Origin of the sequence: Janibacter sp. LM, from assembly GCF_039631275.1 — a bacterium.
Taxonomy (GTDB): Bacteria; Actinomycetota; Actinomycetes; order Actinomycetales; family Dermatophilaceae; genus Janibacter; species Janibacter terrae.
This window is the reverse complement of sequence record NZ_JBDIVG010000032.1, coordinates 1-18,505: the sequence shown is the minus strand read 5'-3', so window position 1 is coordinate 18,505 and position 18,505 is coordinate 1. Positions and strand designations below refer to the sequence as shown.

At 72.4% G+C, this 18,505-nt stretch carries 16 protein-coding genes; 8 read left to right on the top strand and 8 right to left on the bottom strand.

Annotated elements, in window-relative coordinates:
• Window positions 1–4: 4 nt before the first annotated feature.
• From ABC138_RS15125 to ABC138_RS15110, 4 genes are all read right to left on the bottom strand, one after another.
• Complete coding sequence (locus ABC138_RS15125) at window positions 5–1,924, bottom strand: DUF2339 domain-containing protein (RefSeq protein WP_345914209.1); 1,920 nt, start codon at window positions 1,922–1,924, stop codon at window positions 5–7.
• Window positions 1,925–2,173: 249 nt separating this feature from the next.
• Complete coding sequence (locus tag ABC138_RS15120) at window positions 2,174–3,439, bottom strand: trypsin-like peptidase domain-containing protein (protein ID WP_345914208.1); 1,266 nt, start codon at window positions 3,437–3,439, stop codon at window positions 2,174–2,176.
• Window positions 3,440–3,569: 130 nt separating this feature from the next.
• Window positions 3,570–5,045 carry a HAMP domain-containing sensor histidine kinase gene (locus tag ABC138_RS15115; RefSeq protein WP_345914207.1) on the bottom strand — a complete coding sequence of 492 codons (1,476 nt, stop codon included), beginning with the start codon at window positions 5,043–5,045 and terminating at the stop codon, window positions 3,570–3,572.
• Window positions 5,046–5,047: 2 nt separating this feature from the next.
• Window positions 5,048–5,764 carry a response regulator transcription factor gene (locus ABC138_RS15110; RefSeq protein WP_068326705.1) on the bottom strand — a complete coding sequence of 239 codons (717 nt, stop codon included), beginning with the start codon at window positions 5,762–5,764 and terminating at the stop codon, window positions 5,048–5,050.
• A gap of 215 nt (window positions 5,765–5,979) precedes the next feature.
• Here ABC138_RS15110 and ehuB point away from each other — a divergent pair, with 215 nt between their 5' ends.
• The 4 genes from ehuB to ehuA are packed head-to-tail and all read left to right on the top strand — an operon-like array spanning window position 5,980 to window position 9,014.
• The gene (gene ehuB / locus ABC138_RS15105; RefSeq protein WP_338538862.1) at window positions 5,980–6,849 is read left to right on the top strand and encodes an ectoine/hydroxyectoine ABC transporter substrate-binding protein EhuB; all 870 of its coding nucleotides are present in this window, start codon (window positions 5,980–5,982) and stop codon (window positions 6,847–6,849) included.
• Window positions 6,846–7,547 carry an ectoine/hydroxyectoine ABC transporter permease subunit EhuC gene (gene ehuC, locus ABC138_RS15100; RefSeq protein WP_068326699.1) on the top strand — a complete coding sequence of 234 codons (702 nt, stop codon included), beginning with the start codon at window positions 6,846–6,848 and terminating at the stop codon, window positions 7,545–7,547. Before ehuB ends, ehuC begins: the two co-directional genes overlap by 4 nt.
• Window positions 7,547–8,215 carry an ABC transporter permease subunit gene (locus tag ABC138_RS15095; RefSeq protein WP_169701975.1) on the top strand — a complete coding sequence of 223 codons (669 nt, stop codon included), beginning with the start codon at window positions 7,547–7,549 and terminating at the stop codon, window positions 8,213–8,215. The genes ehuC and ABC138_RS15095 overlap by 1 nt, the downstream gene beginning before the upstream one ends.
• On the top strand, window positions 8,199–9,014 hold the full coding sequence (gene ehuA / locus ABC138_RS15090) for an ectoine/hydroxyectoine ABC transporter ATP-binding protein EhuA (RefSeq protein WP_345914206.1): 816 nt from the start codon (window positions 8,199–8,201) through the stop codon (window positions 9,012–9,014). Before ABC138_RS15095 ends, ehuA begins: the two co-directional genes overlap by 17 nt.
• 20 nt (window positions 9,015–9,034) lie before the next feature.
• Here the strand turns inward: ehuA and ABC138_RS15085 are convergent, their stop codons facing one another.
• Entirely contained in the window at window positions 9,035–10,669 is a 1,635-nt protein-coding gene (locus ABC138_RS15085) for a DNA repair helicase XPB (RefSeq protein WP_345914205.1), read from the bottom strand.
• Window positions 10,666–11,121, bottom strand: coding sequence for a hypothetical protein (locus ABC138_RS15080; protein ID WP_345914204.1), 456 nt, complete (start codon window positions 11,119–11,121; stop codon window positions 10,666–10,668). The genes ABC138_RS15085 and ABC138_RS15080 overlap by 4 nt, the downstream gene beginning before the upstream one ends.
• A 70-nt stretch (window positions 11,122–11,191) precedes the next feature.
• Here ABC138_RS15080 and ABC138_RS15075 point away from each other — a divergent pair, with 70 nt between their 5' ends.
• A complete protein-coding gene (locus ABC138_RS15075) occupies window positions 11,192–12,130 on the top strand; it encodes a hydroxymethylglutaryl-CoA lyase (RefSeq protein ID WP_345914203.1) in 939 nt (312 codons plus the stop codon).
• A gap of 13 nt (window positions 12,131–12,143) precedes the next feature.
• On the opposite strand, the gene ABC138_RS15070 is transcribed toward ABC138_RS15075, so the two are convergent.
• Together ABC138_RS15070 and ABC138_RS15065 are read right to left on the bottom strand one after the other, a co-directional pair.
• Window positions 12,144–14,345, bottom strand: a complete 2,202-nt coding sequence (locus ABC138_RS15070) for a helicase-associated domain-containing protein (RefSeq protein ID WP_345914202.1) — start codon at window positions 14,343–14,345, stop codon at window positions 12,144–12,146.
• A 15-nt stretch (window positions 14,346–14,360) separates the two neighbouring features.
• On the bottom strand, window positions 14,361–15,674 hold the full coding sequence (locus ABC138_RS15065; RefSeq protein ID WP_068326685.1) for an MFS transporter: 1,314 nt from the start codon (window positions 15,672–15,674) through the stop codon (window positions 14,361–14,363).
• A gap of 123 nt (window positions 15,675–15,797) precedes the next feature.
• Between ABC138_RS15065 and ABC138_RS15060 the strand changes: the two genes are divergently transcribed.
• From ABC138_RS15060 to ABC138_RS15050, 3 genes are read left to right on the top strand one after another with little or no spacing between them, the layout of a single operon-like run.
• A complete protein-coding gene (locus tag ABC138_RS15060) occupies window positions 15,798–16,193 on the top strand; it encodes a cold-shock protein (protein WP_068424531.1) in 396 nt (131 codons plus the stop codon).
• Between the two features lies 1 nt (window position 16,194).
• A complete protein-coding gene (locus ABC138_RS15055; protein ID WP_068326679.1) occupies window positions 16,195–16,968 on the top strand; it encodes a DUF3027 domain-containing protein in 774 nt (257 codons plus the stop codon).
• Window positions 16,969–16,988: 20 nt separating this feature from the next.
• Window positions 16,989–18,470 (top strand): NCS2 family permease, encoded by a 1,482-nt coding sequence (locus ABC138_RS15050; RefSeq protein WP_169701973.1) that lies wholly within the window; start codon window positions 16,989–16,991, stop codon window positions 18,468–18,470.
• Window positions 18,471–18,505 lie beyond the last annotated feature (35 nt).

Below are 18,505 nucleotides of genomic sequence, written 5' to 3'. Positions count from 1 at the left end.
CTCCTCAGACGGTAGGAGGGATCGGGCTCGGGACCGGCGGGTTATCCACAGCCGGCTGCTCGCGACGGGTCCGCTCGAGGGCCTGCGCGTAGCCGACGCCCATCCCGAGGAGCAGCAGCCCCGCGACGATGAAGCTCAGCACCCGCGGGATGCCGCTCAGGAAGGACAGGTCGAAGAAGAGCAGCTTGCCGACCGCCAGCGCGGCGAGGGCCAGCCCGGCGGGCACCGCGACGGCGGAGCCGCGCAGGCCCCGCAGCAGCAGGGTCGCGGCGATCGCCATCCAGAGCACGGTGGCACCGGTCTGGCCGGCCGTGAACCCGCCGCGGGCATCGTCCACGGCGCTGCCGAGGAGGGCCCCACCGAGGACGACGGCGGCCCCGGCGCTCAGCACCGCGATCGCGACGAGCGCGCGGGGCAGCGCCGGCTCGAGTGCCGGCGCGCGGCCGGTCAGGGCCCGGGCGAGCACGAGGTGGAGCGCGACGAGGCCGATCGCCGAGGCCAGCTGGGCGCCGCCGATGAAGCCGGCCTCGCCCCGCAGGACGACGAAGGGGAGCAGGCTCAGGCCGGCGATCGTGGCGAGGGCCGCGAGGCAGGACGCGACGACGAGCGTCGCGACGTGCCGGGAGACCAGAGCGGTCACGGCCCAGACGAGGGCGGTGCCGACGATCGCGAGGACGGCCCACTCGCCGCTCGTCACGGGCCGCAGCGCCGTGAGGAGCGAGGTGACGCCGGCGGTCGCGAGGGCGATCTCCTGCAGGCGCAGGTGGATCGGTGTGCCGGGGGTCTGGTCGGCCAGCACGGCGACGAGCACGAGCAGGCAGGTGGCGACGACGAGCAGGCCGGCGCCGACCCACCGGTCGTCGGCGGCGAGGCCGGCGAAGACGGCGGGCGCGATGCCGACGGGCAGCAGGACGCCGAGCTGGTCGGGCAGCCGCGCGGTGCGGGCCCCGGCGAGGGTGCTGCCGACGACGAGCAGGGCCAGGAGCACCGCCAGCAGGGCCGCGAGGCCGGCCCGCTCCGCGGCCACGGCGAGCACCGAGAGGAAGAGCGCGGTCGGGACGATGCGCGCCGCCTCGAGCACGTGCCAGCGGCGGCCGATGTGCGCCGGCCAGGTGGCCGCGGTGAGCACGAGGAGGAAGGCGCCGGTCAGCAGGCCGTGGTCGATGCCGACGAAAGGTGCCATGAGGGCCACGCCGAGCACGGCGATCGTCGCGAGCAGCTGGCTGTCCCACGCCCGGGCCAGGAGGACGCCGCCGAGCGCGATCAGGCCGGCGAGCACCATGCCGACGGCGAGCGGTACCCACGCGTAGACGTAGGTGACCGCGAGGACGTCGAGGTAGGCCGTCGCGATGCCGGTGGAGGCGAGACCGAGCGCACCGACGGTCCCGGCCGGGCGACGGCGCACGAGCACCGCGGCCCCGACGAGCGCGCCCGCGAGGAGCGCGCCGCTGACGACGCGGGCGACCGGGCCGAAGTACCCCATCTGGATGGCCAGGGCGAGCAGGAAGGCGACGCCGATGAGGGTGATGGCGGCACCGACGACGGCGAGCAGCTTGGCGACGAGCCCGTCGCGCTGCCACCACGGGATCGTAGGCGGCAGCGGGACGGCGGGTGCGGGGGGAGCAGCGGCTGCGGCGGGAGCATGGGACGCCGGCGGCGGCGTCACGAGCCCCGGCACGGGGGCGGTCTGCGCGGGCAGGTCGTGCGGGGTGGCCGACGCGGCCGGGAGCTCGTCACCGACCTCGACGACCGGGACGGAGGGGGCCGCCGTGGGGGCCCGGTGCTCGGGCGTGGCCTCGGTCGCGAGGTGGGAACGGAGGCGGGCCAGCTCGTTGCCGACTCCGTACATGCGCGACATCGCGTCCGCGAAGTCGTCCTCGATCGCGCGCACCCTCTCGAGGACCGGGTCTCCTGACATGCTCATGCCCCCAGTGTGCCGTTGTCGGCACACCGGGGGCATGAGTTCGGCTACTCAGCGCCGCCTTCAGACGCCACACCCGAAGGCGGGGGTAGCACCCCTGTGGGAGCCAGAGGAAGTCGGTGCCGGTGTCGGGGGAGGAGACGATCGTGCACGCGTTGCTTCCCTCTCCTGTGCTCCTGCGACCATCCTGCGACACCCGGCTTGGACGCCGCTGGCATCGACCTGTGAGTCGCCTGAACGAGGAGCGGTCCCTCAGGAGGTCGTGGTGGGCGCGGTGCCCAGGGTCGCCGTGATCGACAGCTCCTTGCCGTCGCGGATGACCGCGAGGTCGACGGTGGTGTCGATCTTGTGCGCATGGATGAGCCCGACGAGGGACTCGGCCGAGGAGACCGGCGTCTTGTCGACGCCTACGATGAGGTCGCCCTCGCGCAGGCCCGCCTCGGCGGCGGGGCTACCGCCGGAGACGGACTCGACCTTCGCGCCCGACCGGCTCGCGGCCCCCTGGGTCGCGGTGCCGTCGCTCGGGGTGACCCCGAGGAAGGCGTGCTGGGCCGAGCCGTCCTCGATGAGCTGCTGGGCGATCCAGCTCGCCTCGTCGACGGGGATGGCGAAGCCGATGCCGATGCTGCCGGACTGCCCGCCGGAGCCACCGAGGCTGGCAATGGAGGAGTTGATCCCGACGAGCCGGCCGGCAGCGTCGACGAGCGCCCCTCCGGAGTTGCCCGGGTTGACCGCGGCCGAGGTCTGGATCGCGGAGGTCACGACCGGCGCGCCCTGCGGCTGCCCGAAGGGCGACTGGCCCTGGCCCTCGCTCGAGCTCGTCGTCACGGGACGGTTGAGCGCGCTCACGATGCCCGTGGTCACGGTGCCGGAGAGGCCGAGGGGGTTGCCGATCGCCATGACGGGGTCGCCGACCTGCAGCTGGGCGGACGAGCCGACGGTGATCGGCGTGAGGCCCTCGGGTGGGTCGGCGAGCGTCACCACGGCGAGGTCGGTGGAGGCGTCCTCGCCCGCGATCGTCGCCTCGTAGGTCTTGCCGTCGGCGAGCGTCACCGTGATCTGGGGGTTGTCGCCGGCGCCGCTCACGACGTGGTGGTTGGTCAGCACGTGGCCCTTGGTGTCGATCACCACGCCGGAGCCTTCTCCGCCGGACCCGTTGCCCTGCACCGTGATGGACACGACGCTCGGAGAGACGGCCGCCGTCACCGCGTTCCAGTCCGGGTTGGTCTTCGCGGCGCTGCTCACCGGGACGACGTCCGCGGCGCTGGAGGCCGCGTCGGACGCGGTCGCGACCGTGGCCGGGCCGGTGTCGGCGAGGCTGATGGCCCCCCACGTGCCGCCGGTGGCGAGTGCCGCGGACAGGAGGCCGACAGCGGCCAGCTCACCGAACCGGCGCCCCCCGTGCCGCGGCAGGCGGGGCGGAGGGGGTGCGGCGAGTGCCGTCGTGTACGGGGTGGTCGGCGTGGGGCCGTCCTGTCGCGGCTGGTGCGGCGGCAGCGGCGCGGTGGGCTGGCTCATCAGGTCTCCTTGTCCGAAGCGGTGCCCTCACTCTCGCGCGCGGACTTCGGACGACCCTTGGCCCCACCTGTGGGGTTCCTGTGCGACCGTTCGTCTGCATTGCCCTAGGGGAATGCGGGGTCGAAGGGGGTCAGACGCGGGCGGGGCGGACCGGAGCGCCGGCCGGCAGCTCGACGCGGAAGGTCGCGCCGCCGCCGGGGGTCTCCAGGACCGTCACCGAGCCGTGGTGCTGGGAGACGATCGCGGCCACGATCGCCAGCCCGAGGCCGCTGCCGCCCCGGGCGCGCGAGCGCGCCTTGTCGACGCGGAAGAAGCGCTCGAAGACGCGCTCTGCGACGCGCGGGTCGATGCCGGCCCCGTGGTCGCGCACCTCGATGACGGCACGGTCGCCGACCTGACCCGTGCGCACCTCGACGAGGACGTGGTCGGCGGTGTGCATGAGCGCGTTGCCGATGAGGTTGCTGAGCACCTGCCGCAGCCGGCCGTCGTCACCACGCAGCATCACCGGGGTGAGCTCGCCGTCGAGGCCGACGAGCTGGATGCGGCGGTGCGGCGCGCGGGCGCGGGCGTCGTGCACGGTCTCGGCGCACAGGACGACGAGATCGACCTCGGCGAGCTCGAGCGGTCGCTGGTCGTCGAGGCGGGCGAGGAGCAGCAGGTCGTCGACGAGGCCGGTCATGCGCGAGGCCTCGCCCTCGATGCGCTCCAGGGCCTGGCTCGTCTGGGCAGGGCCCTGGACGGCGCCCTGCCGGTAGAGCTCGGCGTACCCGCGCACGGTGGCGAGCGGGGTGCGCAGCTCGTGGCTGGCGTCGGCGACGAACTGGCGCATCTTGGTCTCGGAGGCCTCCTGCACGGCGAAGCTGCGCTCGATCTGGCCGAGCATCGAGTTGAGCGACTCGCTGAGGCTGGCCACCTCGTCGTGGCTGTGCCGCACGGGTACCCGTCGGGCCAGGTCGCCCGCGGCGATCGCGGCGGCGGTGTCCTCGATGCGACGAAGGGGGCGGAAGGCCCGGCGCGTCGCGAACCAGCCGAGGAACCCGCAGGTGACGAGGGCCGCGAGGCCGACGACCGCGGTGACCACGGCGAAGCGCTGGATGACCTCGTTGACCCCGGTCATCGGCATGCCGACGGCGAAGGTCGAGCCGTCGGTGTAGGGGCCGGCGATGAAGCGCCAGCGGGTCCGGCCGTCGGCCGAGGTGACGGTGAAGGGCTGGCGGGTCCGCACCCGCGGGTCGTCCAGGGCGAGCGACGGTACATCGGGCTGGGTCGTCTCACCGGTCGGCAGGCGGTACTGCCACGGGGAGCCGTCGGCGGGCTGGCGGACGAAGAAGAAGTTGGTCGGTCCCGAGCGCATGTCTTGCCGGTAGAAGCTCGTGTCCTCCTCGCCCTTGGTCAGGAGGCCGGAGGTGTCCTCGGCGACCGGCTCGGCGACGGCCCGGAGCTGGTCGTCGACATTGGCCTTGAGGTCTCGCTGCAGGAGGTAGGCGGTCGTGAGGGAGGTCGCCAGGAGGCCGGTCATCAGCAGGGTCAGCAGGATGACGATGAGCCGCCACGTGAGCGGCATCGCCTCGAGCTTGCGCACCAGGGGCGCGGTGACCCGCTCCACGCTCACTCCGGCGGAAGTCGCAGCACGTAGCCGAAGCCGCGCTTGGTGTGGATGAGCGGTGGCAGACCGTCGGTGTCGATCTTGCGCCGCAGGTAGGAGATGTAGGACTCGACGATCCCCATCTCGCCGCGGAAGTCGTAGTCCCAGACGTGGTCGAGGATCTGCGCCTTGGACAGCACCCGGTTGGGGTTGAGCATCAGGTAGCGCAGCAGCTTGAACTCGGTCGGCGAGACGTCGATCGACCGGCCCGCGCGGCGCACCTCGTGGCCCTCGTCGTCGAGCTCGAGGTCGGCGAAGCGCAGCACCGACTCGGCGCTCGGCACGTCCTGGGTGCGCCGCAGGATGACCCGGATGCGAGCGATGACCTCCTCGAGCGAGAAGGGCTTGGTCACGTAGTCGTCGCCCCCGACCGTGAGGCCCTTGAGCTTGTCGTCGAGGGAGTCGCGGGCGGTGAGGAAGAGGATCGGCTGGCGGCGCTCGGCGGCCCGCAGCTTGGCGGCGACCTCGAAGCCGTCGATGTCGGGCAGCATGACGTCGAGGACGATGAGGTCGGGCTCGAGGCGGTGCACGGCGTCGAGCGCGGCCTGCCCGTCGCCGGCGACCTGGACCTCGAAGCCCGCGAAGCGCAGCGACGTGGCGAGGAGCTCGCGGATGTTGGGCTCGTCCTCGACCACGAGGAGGCAGGGGCTCTCGTCCGGGGAGATGGCTGAGGTGCTCACCGTATCGAGTGTGCGCCCGGTGTCTGGGCGTTGGCTGGGAGATCTCTGGGGCGAGGTGTCCCCGGCAGGTCACGGACTCACAACGAAGGGGGTCCGCGCGGGCTCTTGCGCCCCCCTTCGCCCCTCGATTTGGTCTGGTGGAGGGACTCGGCGGACCGGGAGCGCCCTGGGGAAGACCCTCCGAGGGGGAGGTAGTCGTGCGTCACTCTCGTACCTTGGCCGGATCCGCCGCATTCATGCTCGCCCTGGCCCTCGCGGCCTGCGGGAGCTCAGACTCCGAGAGCGAAGGGTCGGGGGACAAGCTCGCCCAGCTCAAGGAGAAGGGCACCGTCACCGTCGCCTTCGCCGGCGAGGAGCCCTACTCCTACGAGAAGGACGGCGAGCTCACCGGCGCCACGATCGCGCTGCACAAGAAGATCTTCAAGGAGATGGGGATCAACGAGGTCAAGGGCGTCAAGACCGAGTGGGGCTCGCTCATCCCGGGCCTGAACGCCGGACGCTTCGACGTCATCTCCGCGGGCATGTCGATCCTGCCGGATCGGTGCAAGCAGGCCTCCTTCGGTGACCCGGAGATCCTCTACACGACCGCGCTCATGGTCCCCGAGGGCAACCCCAAGAACCTCAAGGACCTCGACGACGTCAAGGAGTCGGGCGCCAAGCTCGTCACGATGTCCGGCGCGATCGAGTCCGACTACGCCAAGTCCCTGGGGATCAAGGCGACCGAGGTCGGCAGCCCGCAGGACGGCATGGACGCGGTGACCCGCGGCCGCGGTGACGTCTTCGCGCTCACGGGGATCTCCCTTCGCGCGATGGCCGAGAAGAGCCCGGACGCCAAGGTCGAGGTGACCGAGCCCTTCGTCGCTGTCGTCGACGGCAAGGAGCAGGTCGGCGCCGGCGCGACCGTCTTCCGCAAGGAGGACGAGACGCTGCGCGACGCCTACAACAAGGAGCTCGCCAAGATCACCAAGGACAAGGAGTCCTACGAGGAGGTCATCGGTGAGTTCGGCTTCACCGACGCCGAGCGCCCCAAGGGTGACCTGACCACCGAGCAGCTCTGCGCGGGCGAGCTGCCCGACGCGAAGTGACCGAGAACCTCGACGCGCTGCGGGATGCCCTGCCGCGGTTGGGCGAGGGCGTGCTCGTCACGCTCCAGCTCACCCTCGGCGGGGCGCTCGTCGCCTTCCTCGTCTCCGTCCTGCTCGGGCTGCTGTCGATCAGCCGGGTCGCGCCCGTGCGGTGGCTCTCCACGGTCGTCGTCGAGTTCTTCCGCGGGACCTCCCTCGTCGTGCAGCTCTTCTGGCTGTACTACGTCATGCCGCTCTTCGGCGTGAGCTGGGACGCGGTCCTCACCGGCGTCATCGCCCTCGGGCTCAACTACGGTGCCTACGGCGCCGAGATCGTGCGCGGCTCGATCAACGCGGTCGACAAGGGCCAGTGGGAGGGCGCCACCGCCCTCAACATGTCGCCGCTGACGCGGATGCGGCGGATCATCTGGCCGCAGGCCTGGGCGCTCATGCTCTCCGGGTACAACAACCTGCTGATCATGCTCGTCAAGGGCACGGCGGTCGCGCTCTTCATCGGGCTGCAGGACCTCACCTACGAGGTCGAGGAGCTGCGCAGCAGCACGGGGGCGACGATCTTCGCCTACAGCGTCGGCCTGCTCGCCTACTACCTCATCGCGCTCGTGCTCTCGCAGGGCCTGAGGCAGCTCGAGAAGCGCGCGCGCCGCCGGCTCGGCATGCCCGTCCGGGGCACGCACGCGACAGCGGGGGTGAGCATCTGATGATGCCCGCGATCACCTTCGAGGAGTTCTGGAGCTGGGAGGCCGCCGCCGAGCTGCTGCCGGAGCTGCTCTCCGTCTTCGTCAAGGTCACCCTGCTCGTCACCGTGCTGGGCACGGCCATCGCCGCCTCGCTCGGGCTGCTGCTCGCCGTGATCACCGAGGTCCTGCCGCGGGCGCTGTCGGCGCTGCTGCGCTGGGTCATGGACGTCATCCGGATGACCCCCCTCATCGTCCAGCTGCTCTTCGCGAGCTTCCTCGTGCCGGTCAGCTGGGACCTCATGTGGGTGGGCACCGCGGTCATCGGCGTGCACTACGCGACGTACATGGCCGAGTCGTACATCGCCGGCATCGCCTCGGTCGACCGCGGCCAGTGGGAGGCGGCGCGTGCGCTCAGCCTGCCCCAGGGCCGCACCTGGCGGGCCGTCGTCCTGCCGCAGGCGCTACGGGCGACGCTGCCGGCCCTCGGGAACTGGGCGATCTCGATGTTCAAGGACACGCCCTTCCTCTTCGCGATCACCGTGCTCGAGATGGTCACCGTGGCCCAGCAGTACGGCAACAACACCTTCCGCTACAACGAGGCCTTCACCATCGCCGGCCTCATCTTCCTCGCGGCGAGCCTCGTCACGGCCGTCGCCGTCCGCAGACTGGAGCGTGCACTTGTCTACTGACACGACGACCGCGGGGGCCCCCCCTTCGTCCCCGACGCCACCGGTCATCCGCTTCGAGGACGTCGACAAGTCCTTCGGGGACACCACGGTCCTCTCCGGGCTGGACTTCGACGTCGCCCAGGGCGAGCGGGTCACGCTCATCGGGCCGAGCGGGTCGGGCAAGACGACGATCCTGCGGCTCGTCATGACGCTCGAGGAGCTCACCGGCGGCTACATCTGGATCGACGGCCGGCCGCTCACCCACGACAAGCGGGACGGCAAGCGGATCCGGTTGCGGGAGAAGGAGGTCGCCGCGACCCGCAAGAAGATCGGCATGGTCTTCCAGCACTTCAACCTCTTCCCCAACATGTCGGTCATCGACAACGTGACCGAGGCGCCGGTGCACGTGCTCGGCCGCAGCAAGGACGAGGCGCGCGAGCGCGGGCTCGCCCTGCTCGACCAGGTGGGGCTGAAGGACCGCGCCGACGAGCACCCGAGCCGTCTCTCCGGAGGTCAGAAGCAGCGCGTCGCGATCGCCCGCGCGCTCGCGATGGACCCCAAGATCCTGCTGCTCGACGAGGTGACCTCCGCGCTCGACCCGGAGCTCGTCGGTGACGTGCTGCAGGTGCTGCGCGATGTCGCCGACTCGACCGACATCTCGATGCTCATCGTCACGCACGAGATGAAGTTCGCCCGCGACGTCTCGCACAAGGTGATGATGTTCGACCGGGGCCAGGTGCTCGAGCAGGGGACCCCGGACCAGATCCTCGGCAACCCCTCGCACGAACGGACCCGGAAGTTCCTCGACTCGATCCTCTGACCCGGGGAGGCCCGATCGGGCTAGAGGTCGTCGGCGTCGAGGATCCGGTAGGCGTACCCCTGCTCGGCGAGGAAGCGCTGCCGGTGGGCGGCGAACTCCGCGTCGACGGTGTCGCGGGTGACGACGGTGTAGAAGTGCGCCGTGCGGCCGTCCCCCTTCGGCCGCAGGACCCGACCGAGGCGCTGGGCCTCCTCCTGGCGGGAGCCGAAGGTCCCGCTCACCTGGATCGCGACGCTCGCCTCGGGCAGGTCGACGGAGAAGTTGGCCACCTTGGACACGACGAGCAGGCTCGACCTCCCTTCGCGGAAGTCGGCGAAGAGCTCCTGGCGCTGCTTGACGGGGGTCTCCCCGGTGATGAGGTCGGCGTCGAGCTGCTCGGCGAGCTCGTGGAGCTGGTCGAGGTACTGGCCGATGACGAGCGTGGGCTCGCCCCGGTGCTGCTCGACGATCGTGCGGACGATCCCGAGCTTGACCGGTGAGCAGGACGCGAGCCGGTAGCGGTCGTCGGGCTCGGCGACCGCGTACGCCATCCGCTCGGCGTCGGACAGGGTCACGCGGACCTCGACGCAGTCGGCCGGGGCGATGTAGCCCTGCGCCTCGATGTCCTTCCACGGCGCGTCGAACCGCTTGGGCCCGATGAGCGAGAAGACGTCGGCCTCGCGGCCGTCCTCACGTACGAGGGTCGCGGTGAGGCCGAGGCGCCGGCGGGCCTGCAGGTCGGCGGTCATGCGGAAGATCGGCGCGGGCAGCAGGTGCACCTCGTCGTAGACGACGAGGCCCCAGTCGCGCGCGTCGAGCAGGTCGAGGTGCGGGTAGATGCCCTTGCGCTTGAGCGTGAGGACCTGGTAGGTCGCGATGGTCACCGGGCGGATCTCCTTGCGCGCACCGGAGTACTCGCCGATCTCGTCCTCGGTGAGCGTGGTCCGCTCGAGGAGCTCGTCCTTCCACTGCCGCGCGCTCACCGTGTTGGTCACGAGGATGAGCGTCGTCGCCTTGGCGGCGGCCATCGCGCCGGCGCCGACGAGCGTCTTGCCCGCCCCGCACGGGAGCACGACGACGCCCGACCCGCCGTCCCAGAACCCGTCGACGGCCTGCTGCTGGTAGGGCCGCAGCTCCCAGCCGTCCTGCGTCAGGTCGATCGGGTGGGCCTCGCCGTCGACGTACCCGGCGCGGTCCTCGGCCGGCCAGCCGACCTTGAGCAGCTCCTGCTTGAGGGTGCCGCGCTCGGAGGGGTGGACGACGACCTCGTCGGGGGAGAGCATCTCGCCGAGCAGCGGCTTGATCTTCTTGTGCCGCATGACCTCGGTGAGCACGGCGCGGTCGGTGGCGCGCAGCACGAGCTGCTCCCCGTCCTTGTCCAGCACGAGCCGGCCGTAGCGGTCCATCGTCTCGGCGATGTCGACGAGCAGGGCCTGCGGGACGGGGTAGCGCGAGTGGGTGACGAGGGCGTCGACGACCTGCTCGGCGTCGTGGCCGGCAGCCCGGGCGTTCCACAGGCCGAGCGGGGTGATCCGGTAGGTGTGGATGTGCTCCGGGGCGCGCTCGAGCTCGGCGAAGGGGGCGATGGCCCGCCGCGCGTCCGCCGAGCGCTCGTGGTCGACCTCGAGCAGCAGCGTCTTGTCGCTCTGGACGATGAGCGCGCCGTCGAGGCTCACGTCGAGCTCCCGGCCGCGACGACGACGACGAAGAACCCGACGACCACCAGGACCGTCAGCAGCAGGAGCGCGCCGAAGGTGATCCAGCCGATGTTGGTCAGGCGCCGCGCGCCCTCGGGGTCGGTGGCGTTCTTCGTCAGGCCGAGGATGCCCAGGATGAGCGCCGGGATGCCGGCGACGCAGCAGTACCCAGAGGCCATCGCCATGCCGGAGAAGACGACGAGGACGATCGCCGAGACATTGACCGGCGCCGGTGGCGGCAGGTGCCCGTAGGGCGGCGGCGCGAACAGGCCCGGTCCCGCCGGGCCCGGCCCCATCGGGGCGGGCGGTCGGGCGCCGGGCTCGTACGCCGGCGGGCGAGCGGGCTCGTCGTCGCGCACGTACGGGTCGGACACGTAGGGGTCCGTGCCCCGCGGGTCGGGCCGCTGCGACGGGTACGGGTCCTGGCTCATCTGTGGTGTCCTCCCTGACCCGTGGTGTCCCGGGCCCGGCACCACGGTACGTGATGGGAGCATGGTCCTCATGAGTCGTGTACTGCCGCAGACCGAGCCGCTGACGGGTCTGCCCGAGCGGGTGACGATCTACGAGGTCGGGGCGCGTGACGGGTTGCAGAACGAGAAGGCGAGCGTCCCCACCGAGATCAAGGCCGAGTTCGTCCGCCGCCTCGTCGCCGCCGGCCTCGAGACCGTGGAGACCACCTCCTTCGTCTCCCCGCGCTGGGTGCCGCAGCTCGCCGATGCGACCGAGCTGCTGGACCAGCTCGGTGAGGCGGGGCAGGGCCCCCTTCGTCCCGTGCTCGTGCCCAACGAGCGAGGTCTTGACCGCGCGCTCGAGGCCGGGGTCGGTGCCGTGGCGATCTTCGGGAGCGCGACGGAGACCTTCGCGCAGAAGAACCTCGGGCGCTCGCGCGCGGAGTCGGTCGAGATGTTCGCGCCGGTCGTGCAGCGGGCGCAGGACGCCGGGCTCTGGGTCCGCGCGTACGTCTCGATGTGCTTCGGGGACCCGTGGGAGGGCCCGGTGCCGGTGGCGCAGGTCGCCGACGCCTGCGCCGAGCTCATGGACCTCGGTTGTGACCAGCTCTCGGTCGGCGACACCATCGGCACCGGCACCGCCGGGCACGTCGAGGCGCTGCTCGCGGAGCTCGAGCGGCGCGGCATCGGGACGGACCGGGTCGGCGTGCACTTCCACGACACCTACGGCCAGGCGCTCGCCAACACGCTGACCGCGCTGCGCGCCGGCGTCACCGTCGTCGACGCGTCCACGGGCGGTCTCGGCGGCTGCCCGTACGCGAAGTCGGCGACCGGCAACCTCGCGACCGAGGACCTCGTGTGGATGCTCGACGGCGCCGGTGTCGAGACGGGCGTCGACCTCGACGCCCTCGTGTCCACGAGCGTGTGGATGGCCGAGCAGCTCGGCAAGCCCTCGCCGTCGCGGGTGGTCAAGGCCCTGACGGGCGCCTGACGAAGGGGGATCCTCACCCCGGGGCGACGACCCCGGTGATCCGGTGCAGGGAGAACATCTGCAGCGTCGAGTCGACCTCGCCGATCACCCTGCCGCCCTCGACGGCGGTGGGGTGGAAGAGCATCCGCCTGGTCGCGCCGGTCGCGTCGGCGATGCCGAGCCAGACGGCTGCCCGGTCGGCGACGGCCTCGCGCAGGAGCGCCGAGCTGCTCGCCGGGTCGAGCGCGGGGATCGTCGGCGCCCCGTCGTCGTCGACGCGGCGCTGGTGCTCGGCGCGGACCTCGCCCTCGCGCAGCCGACGCAGGACGTCGGGCGAGGGCTCGGGGGCGACCTCGACGACCGGGCGCTCGCGCCGCGGCGTGATCCGCTGGCCGGGCGGCCGGACCGAGACGACGCCGCCCACGCCCTCGAGGGCGGGTGAGGCGCCGACCTCACGCAGCGCCTCGAGCAGCACCGTCGGCCCCACGGGCGAGACGAGGACGGTCGGGGCGAGCTGGCGCAGCTGCAGGTGGGTGAGGTCGCGGTGGGTCAGCAGGGTCTCGAGGTGGGTCGGGTCGTCGCTGCGCAGGTAGCTGCCCGCGGTGCCGACCCGCAGCTGCCCGTGGCGCCGGGCCACGTCGCGCACGAGGTAGTCGAGCGGCTGCGGGACCGGGGTCGCGCTGAACCGCGCGAGCGTCTCGAGCAGGTCGTCGGCGGTCAACCCGGCGTCGAAGGCCGCGCGCAGCGAGGTCTCGGTGAACCGGTGGACGCCCGCGCCCCCGCGCGACTCGAGCACCGCGCTGCGCCGCAGGAGCGCGGCGAGCTCGGGGACGGGGGTGCCCGGGACGATCGCGGTGAGGTCGGCCTGGAGGAGGAGCCGGTCGACGGGCTCGGGCACGAGGGCGGCGAGTGCCCGGGTCGCGGCGGCCTCGTCGGTACCCAGCAGCCGGCCGAAGGAGCCGAGCGCGCCGCGGCCGGTGATCCCGAGGGCCTCGCACTCCCTCACAAGCCCGGCGACGACCTCGTCGGCCTGGTGCGGCATGCGCCGCGGCCGGCGGTGGCGCAGCAGCGCGACCAGCTCGGTCGGGGTGGGCGCGGTCCCGGGCGGCAGTGCGGCGAGGATCTCGAGCAGGTCGTGGCGCAGGGCACGGACCGGCGGCCAGACCATCCCCTCGGAGAGGGCGTTGACGCGGCCCCCGTCGTCGGGCGCGGGCACTACGCCGGCGCGCAGGGAGTGCAGCCACGGCCCGGCGAGGGAGGTCCAGCGCTCGGCGGGGGTGTGCGAGCGCCAGTCCTCGACGGCGGTCGTGAGCCGCCACGTCGGCTCCGCCGCCTGGTCGTCGCAGATGAGGTGGGCGCCGAGCGCGAGGTCGAGCAGGAAGGTCGCGCTCGGCTCGTCGACGTCGACCTTGCCGGCGAGGGAGCGCAGGTCGCGCACCGCGAGACCCCCGCTGCGCAGCACCCGGGGGCGGGCGGCCTCGATGTGGTCGAGCAGCTCGTCGACGAGGGCGAGCGCCTCGGTCGCAGAGGCCGCGGCGGCGAGGTCCACGTCGCCGGCGTCGGCCGTGCGCGCGGCGATCTCGGGTCCGGTCAGCGGGGTCTGGAGGAGGCGTCCGCCGCGCACGTGCAGGGCGACCTCGCGCGGCACGACGACGTGGTCGGCGTCGGCCGGGGCGACGAGCCCGGCGTCGACCAGGTCGGCCACGGCGAGGCCGGTGCGCCCCTCGGGGTCGCTCGGCCGGGCCGCGGTGGGTCCGTGCTGGGCGATGCGCTCGAGGACGCGTCGCGGCTCCGGGCGAAGGGAGCAGACCGCCTCCTCGAGGTCGTCCGGCAGGGCGTGGCCCAGGTCCTGCGACGTCGGGCCGAGCCCCGCGGGGTGCGGGCCGAGGACGTCGGTGACGGTCCGGGCGAGGACCGGTCCGTCCGGAGAACGCCAGAGGAGGGCGGCGACGGTGAGGTCCTCGAGGAGGGGGGCGGCGCCCCCTTCGTCCGTGCCCAGGAGGGGGGCGACGACCGCCGGGTCGGTGCTGCCGGTGAGGGCGCAGGCCTGGAGCGCGGTGAGGTGCGGCAGGTCGAGGTGGTCGACGGCGCGGGCGGTGCTGGCACGGGTGCTCGCCCGGGCGGCCAGTGCCGTCAGGTCGGCCGGCTGCGGCCGGGCCAGGTCCGGGCGCAGCTCCAGCAGGGCCACGAGCTCCTCGTCGGAGCGGTGGCGGATGTCCTCGGCGAGGGAGCGCACCGACACAACGGTAGTTCAGCCGACGGACGACCCGGTCGGCGAGGCCGTCCGGGCCACGCCGTTGACCTCGGGGCTGATGAGCCGTTCGAGCCGCAGCATGACCCAGCCGGTGAGCACGAGGCCGGCGACGATGGTCCCGATGAAGGCGCCGCCGAGGTCGCGGTCGAGCAGGAAGCCCGCGGCGAGCGGGCCGAGCACGCCGCCGGTCATGAAGGCCGTCGACTGCGCCGCGTTGACCCGACCCCGCAGGTGGTCGGGTGCCATGTCGTTGGTGATCGCCGGCAGGGTCGGCTGGAGGAGGGTCTCGCCGAGGCCGAAGAGCGCGCCGAAGAGGACGACGAGGACGGCGGCCGCGAGCGTGCCCGGCAGCAGCCCGCTCAGGCCCATCGCGCCCCAGGCGCCGAGCCAGATGACGAGCATGATGAGGCCGACGCGGGTGCGGCGGTGGCCCTCGATGCGGTGCAGCACCCAGAACTGCAGGAGCACGATGACGGCCGTGTTGGCGGCGAAGAGGACGCCGATCGTCTCGGTGCCGACCTGCGAGACGGTGCGCGCGAAGGCCGGGATGCCCGCCTCGAGCTGCCCGTAGCCGACGAAGCTCGAGACGACCGCGAGCAGGAGCACCCAGCGCATGCCCGGCAGCCGCAGGACCGTGGCGTAGCTGGGCCGCGGGCCGTCGTCGTCGGGCGCCTCGGCCCGCGCGTGCACGTGGCGCAGGGGGCCGAGCAGCCAGGCTCCCGGGATGAGGACGAGCACCGCGTCGACCAGGAAGATCGCCTCGAAGGTCACCGGCCGCGTGACGTCGACGAAGGCCCCGGCGACGAGACCGCCGACGCCGATGCCGAGGTTGAGCAGCGCGAAGTTGACGCCGAAGTACCGCTGCCGCAGCGGTCCCCGCACGAGCGCGGAGATGAAGGTGTTGGCGGCGGACCAGCCGATGCTCGCCGACAGCCCCATGAGGGCCGCGCCCAGGACGGCGACGGGGACGGTGACGGCGAAGGCCATCGCGATCGCCCCGAGGCTCTGGCAGACGCCCGCGACGATGAGCATCCACCTCGCGCCGAGGCGGTCGGTGAGGCTGCCCATGGGCGCGGCCGCCAGCGCCGCGACGAGGGCGAGCAGCGCCATGATCGAACCCGCCGTGTCGAGGGCGACATGGCGCACCTCGTGCAGGTAGATGACCGTGAAGGGCAGCGTCATGCCCCGCCCGAGGTGCTGGAGGGCGACCGTGGAGAGGAGGAACCTCCCTTCGCGCGGCAGCGCCCGCCAGAAGCCGGGAAGGCCGTTGCCGATCTCGGAGGTGGGGACGTCCTTGGGCAGCGCGGTCACGAGGGGACATCCTGCCCCCGGCCACCGACAGCCGACCACCGGATTTCGGCTCCCACGCGTTAGCCTTGCGGTTGGCGCACATCCGTGCGCCCATCCAGACGCAGGACGAGCAAGAGGTGCACGGTGCCCACTGGCAAGGTCAAGTGGTACGACGCGGAGAAGGGCTTCGGCTTCATCTCCGGGGACGACGGCGAGGACATCTTCCTGCACGCCAACGCCCTGCCCGAGGGTCTGACGACCCTCAAGGGCGGCACCCGTGTCGACTACGGCATCGTCGAGGGCCGCCGCGGCGCCCAGGCGCTGTCCGTCAAGGTCCTCGACGCCCCGCCGAGCGTCAGCTCCAACATCCGCCAGCGCGACCGCAAGCCGGCCGAGGACATGGCCGCGATCGTCGAGGACGTCATCAAGCTCCTCGACGACGTGGGCAACGCCCTGCGCCGCGGCCGATACCCCGACAGGGGCCACGGCGCCAAGGTCGCCCAGGTCCTGCGTCGCATCGCCGACGACCTGGAGGGCTGACATGACCGAGAGTGCCACGCAGCCCCGTACCCGGGCCAAGGCTCGGCCCAAGGCCGACGCCGTCCTGGCTGCGGCCGTCGAGCCCGCGCGCCGCGAGCTGCTCGAGGCGACGAAGGGGGAGGGCGTCGGCGAGCACGTCGGCTTCACCCTTGACGCCGAGCGCCTCGGCACCCACTGGTTCGCCGCGACCCTGCCCGGCTACGGCGGCTGGGCCTGGGCCGTCACCGTCACCCGCGCGCCGCGCTCCAAGAGCGCGACGGTCTGCGAGTCCCAGCTGCTCCCGGGCGACGACGCCGTCCTCTCGCCCGAGTGGCTGCCCTGGGCCGAGCGCCTCGCGCCCGGTGACGTCGGCCCCGGCGACGTCACCCCCAGGATCGACGACGACCCCAACCTCGTGGCCGGCTTCGAGGCGACCGGCGAGGAGGACGTCGACGCCGTCGCGCTGTGGGAGCTCGGGCTCGGCCGTCCCCGCGTGCTCTCCGCCGAGGGCCGGGACACCGCCGCCCAGCGCTGGTACGACGGCGCGCACGGCCCGACGGCCGAGGTGGCGGTCAAGGCCCCCGCGGCGTGCGAGAGCTGCGGCTACTTCCTCCCGATGGCCGGCGAGCTGCGCCGCGTCTTCGGCGTCTGCGCCAACGAGTGGAGCCCGAGCGACGGCGGCGTCGTGAGCCGCGACCACGGCTGCGGTGCGCACTCCGAGATCGACATGGGCGCCCCCGAGCCGGAAAAGGTCGGGACCCCCATCCTCGACGACGAGGTCCTCGAGACCCTCTGAGGCGCCATACGATGGCGCCCATGACCACCCCTGCTGCGCCTCCGGTGGAGGCCTCCGCGATCGAGCGGTACTTCAAGATCCACGAACGAGGTTCGACGGTCGCGCAGGAGGTCCGCGGCGGGTTCGCGACCTTCTTCACGATGGCCTACATCGTCGTCCTCAACCCGCTGATCATCGGCACCCAGGCCGACTCGACGGGTGGCTTCCTCGGCGGGGGTGACGCACCCAACCTCCCGATGGTCGCGGCCGCCACGGCGCTCGTCGCCGGCGTGATGACGCTCCTCATGGGCGTCGTCGCCAACTACCCGCTGGCGCTCGCGGCGGGTCTGGGGCTCAACGCCTTCGTCGCCTTCGGCATCGCCAAGCTGCCGGAGATGACGTGGGCCGACGCGATGGGCCTGGTCGTCCTCGAGGGTCTGATCATCCTGCTGCTCGTCCTCACCGGGTTCCGCAAGGCGGTGCTGCACGCCGTGCCGCCGCAGCTGAAGACCGCGATCTCGGTCGGCATCGGCCTCTTCATCACCATCGTCGGTCTCGTCGACGCCGGCTTCGTGCGCAAGGCCGCCGGCGGTCCCCTCGGTGAGCTGGGCGTCGGCGGCTTCCTCGCCGGCTGGCCGCTGCTCGTCTTCGTCATCGGCCTCTTCATCATCGTCACGCTCCACGTGCGCGGGGTGAAGGGCGCGATCCTCTACGGCATCCTCGGCACGACGGTCCTCGCGATCGTCGTCGAGGCGGTCTTCGACATCGGCTCGCAGACCAACAGCAAGGGCGAGCTGGTCAACCCGACCGGGTGGGGCCTCAACGTCCCGACCATCCCGGGCTCGCTCGTCGCGGCGCCCGACTTCGGCCTGCTCGGTGACTTCAGCCTGCTCGGGTCCTTCGAGAAGATCGGCATCGTCTCGGCGATGCTGCTCGTCTTCACGATCCTGCTCGCGGACTTCTTCGACACGATGGGCACGATGGTCGCCGTCGGTGCCGAGGGCCACCTGCTCGACGAGGAGGGCAACCCGCCCAACTCGCAGCGCATCCTCATCGTCGACTCCCTCGCCGCCGCCGCCGGTGGTGCCGCGTCGGTCAGCTCCAACACGAGCTACATCGAGTCCGCCTCCGGTGTGGGCGAGGGGGCGCGCACGGGCCTGGCCTCGGTCGTGACCGGCGTGCTCTTCCTGCTCGCGACCTTCCTGTCGCCGCTCGTCTCGGTCGTCCCGTACGAGGCCGCCACCCCGGCGCTCGTGCTCGTCGGCTTCCTGATGATGCAGCAGGTCAAGGAGATCGACTGGGACGACCTGGAGATCGCGATCCCGGCCTTCCTCACGATCATCCTCATGCCGTTCACCTACTCGATCACCGCGGGCATCGGCGCCGGGTTCGTCACCTACGTCTTCATCAAGGCCGTGCGTGGCCGGGCCGCGGCGATCCACCCGCTCATGTGGCTCGTGGCCGCGCTCTTCGTCCTCTACTTCGCGATCGACCCGATCAAGGGGATGCTCGGGGTCGGCTGACCTCCCCCCTTCGTCCTCCGCGGGGTCCGACCCGC

What these genes read in the sequence shown, in the direction of transcription:
- ABC138_RS15125 (WP_345914209.1), bottom strand. Translation starts at nt 1,924, where the DNA reads ATGAGCATGTCAGGAGACCCGGTCCTCGAGAGGGTGCGCGCGATCGAG.
- ABC138_RS15120 (WP_345914208.1), bottom strand. Translation starts at nt 3,439, where the DNA reads ATGAGCCAGCCCACCGCGCCGCTGCCGCCGCACCAGCCGCGACAGGAC.
- ABC138_RS15095 (WP_169701975.1), top strand. Translation starts at nt 7,547, where the DNA reads ATGATGCCCGCGATCACCTTCGAGGAGTTCTGGAGCTGGGAGGCCGCC.
- ABC138_RS15080 (WP_345914204.1), bottom strand. Translation starts at nt 11,121, where the DNA reads ATGAGCCAGGACCCGTACCCGTCGCAGCGGCCCGACCCGCGGGGCACG.
- ABC138_RS15075 (WP_345914203.1), top strand. Translation starts at nt 11,192, where the DNA reads ATGAGTCGTGTACTGCCGCAGACCGAGCCGCTGACGGGTCTGCCCGAG.
- ABC138_RS15055 (WP_068326679.1), top strand. Translation starts at nt 16,195, where the DNA reads ATGACCGAGAGTGCCACGCAGCCCCGTACCCGGGCCAAGGCTCGGCCC.
- ABC138_RS15050 (WP_169701973.1), top strand. Translation starts at nt 16,989, where the DNA reads ATGACCACCCCTGCTGCGCCTCCGGTGGAGGCCTCCGCGATCGAGCGG.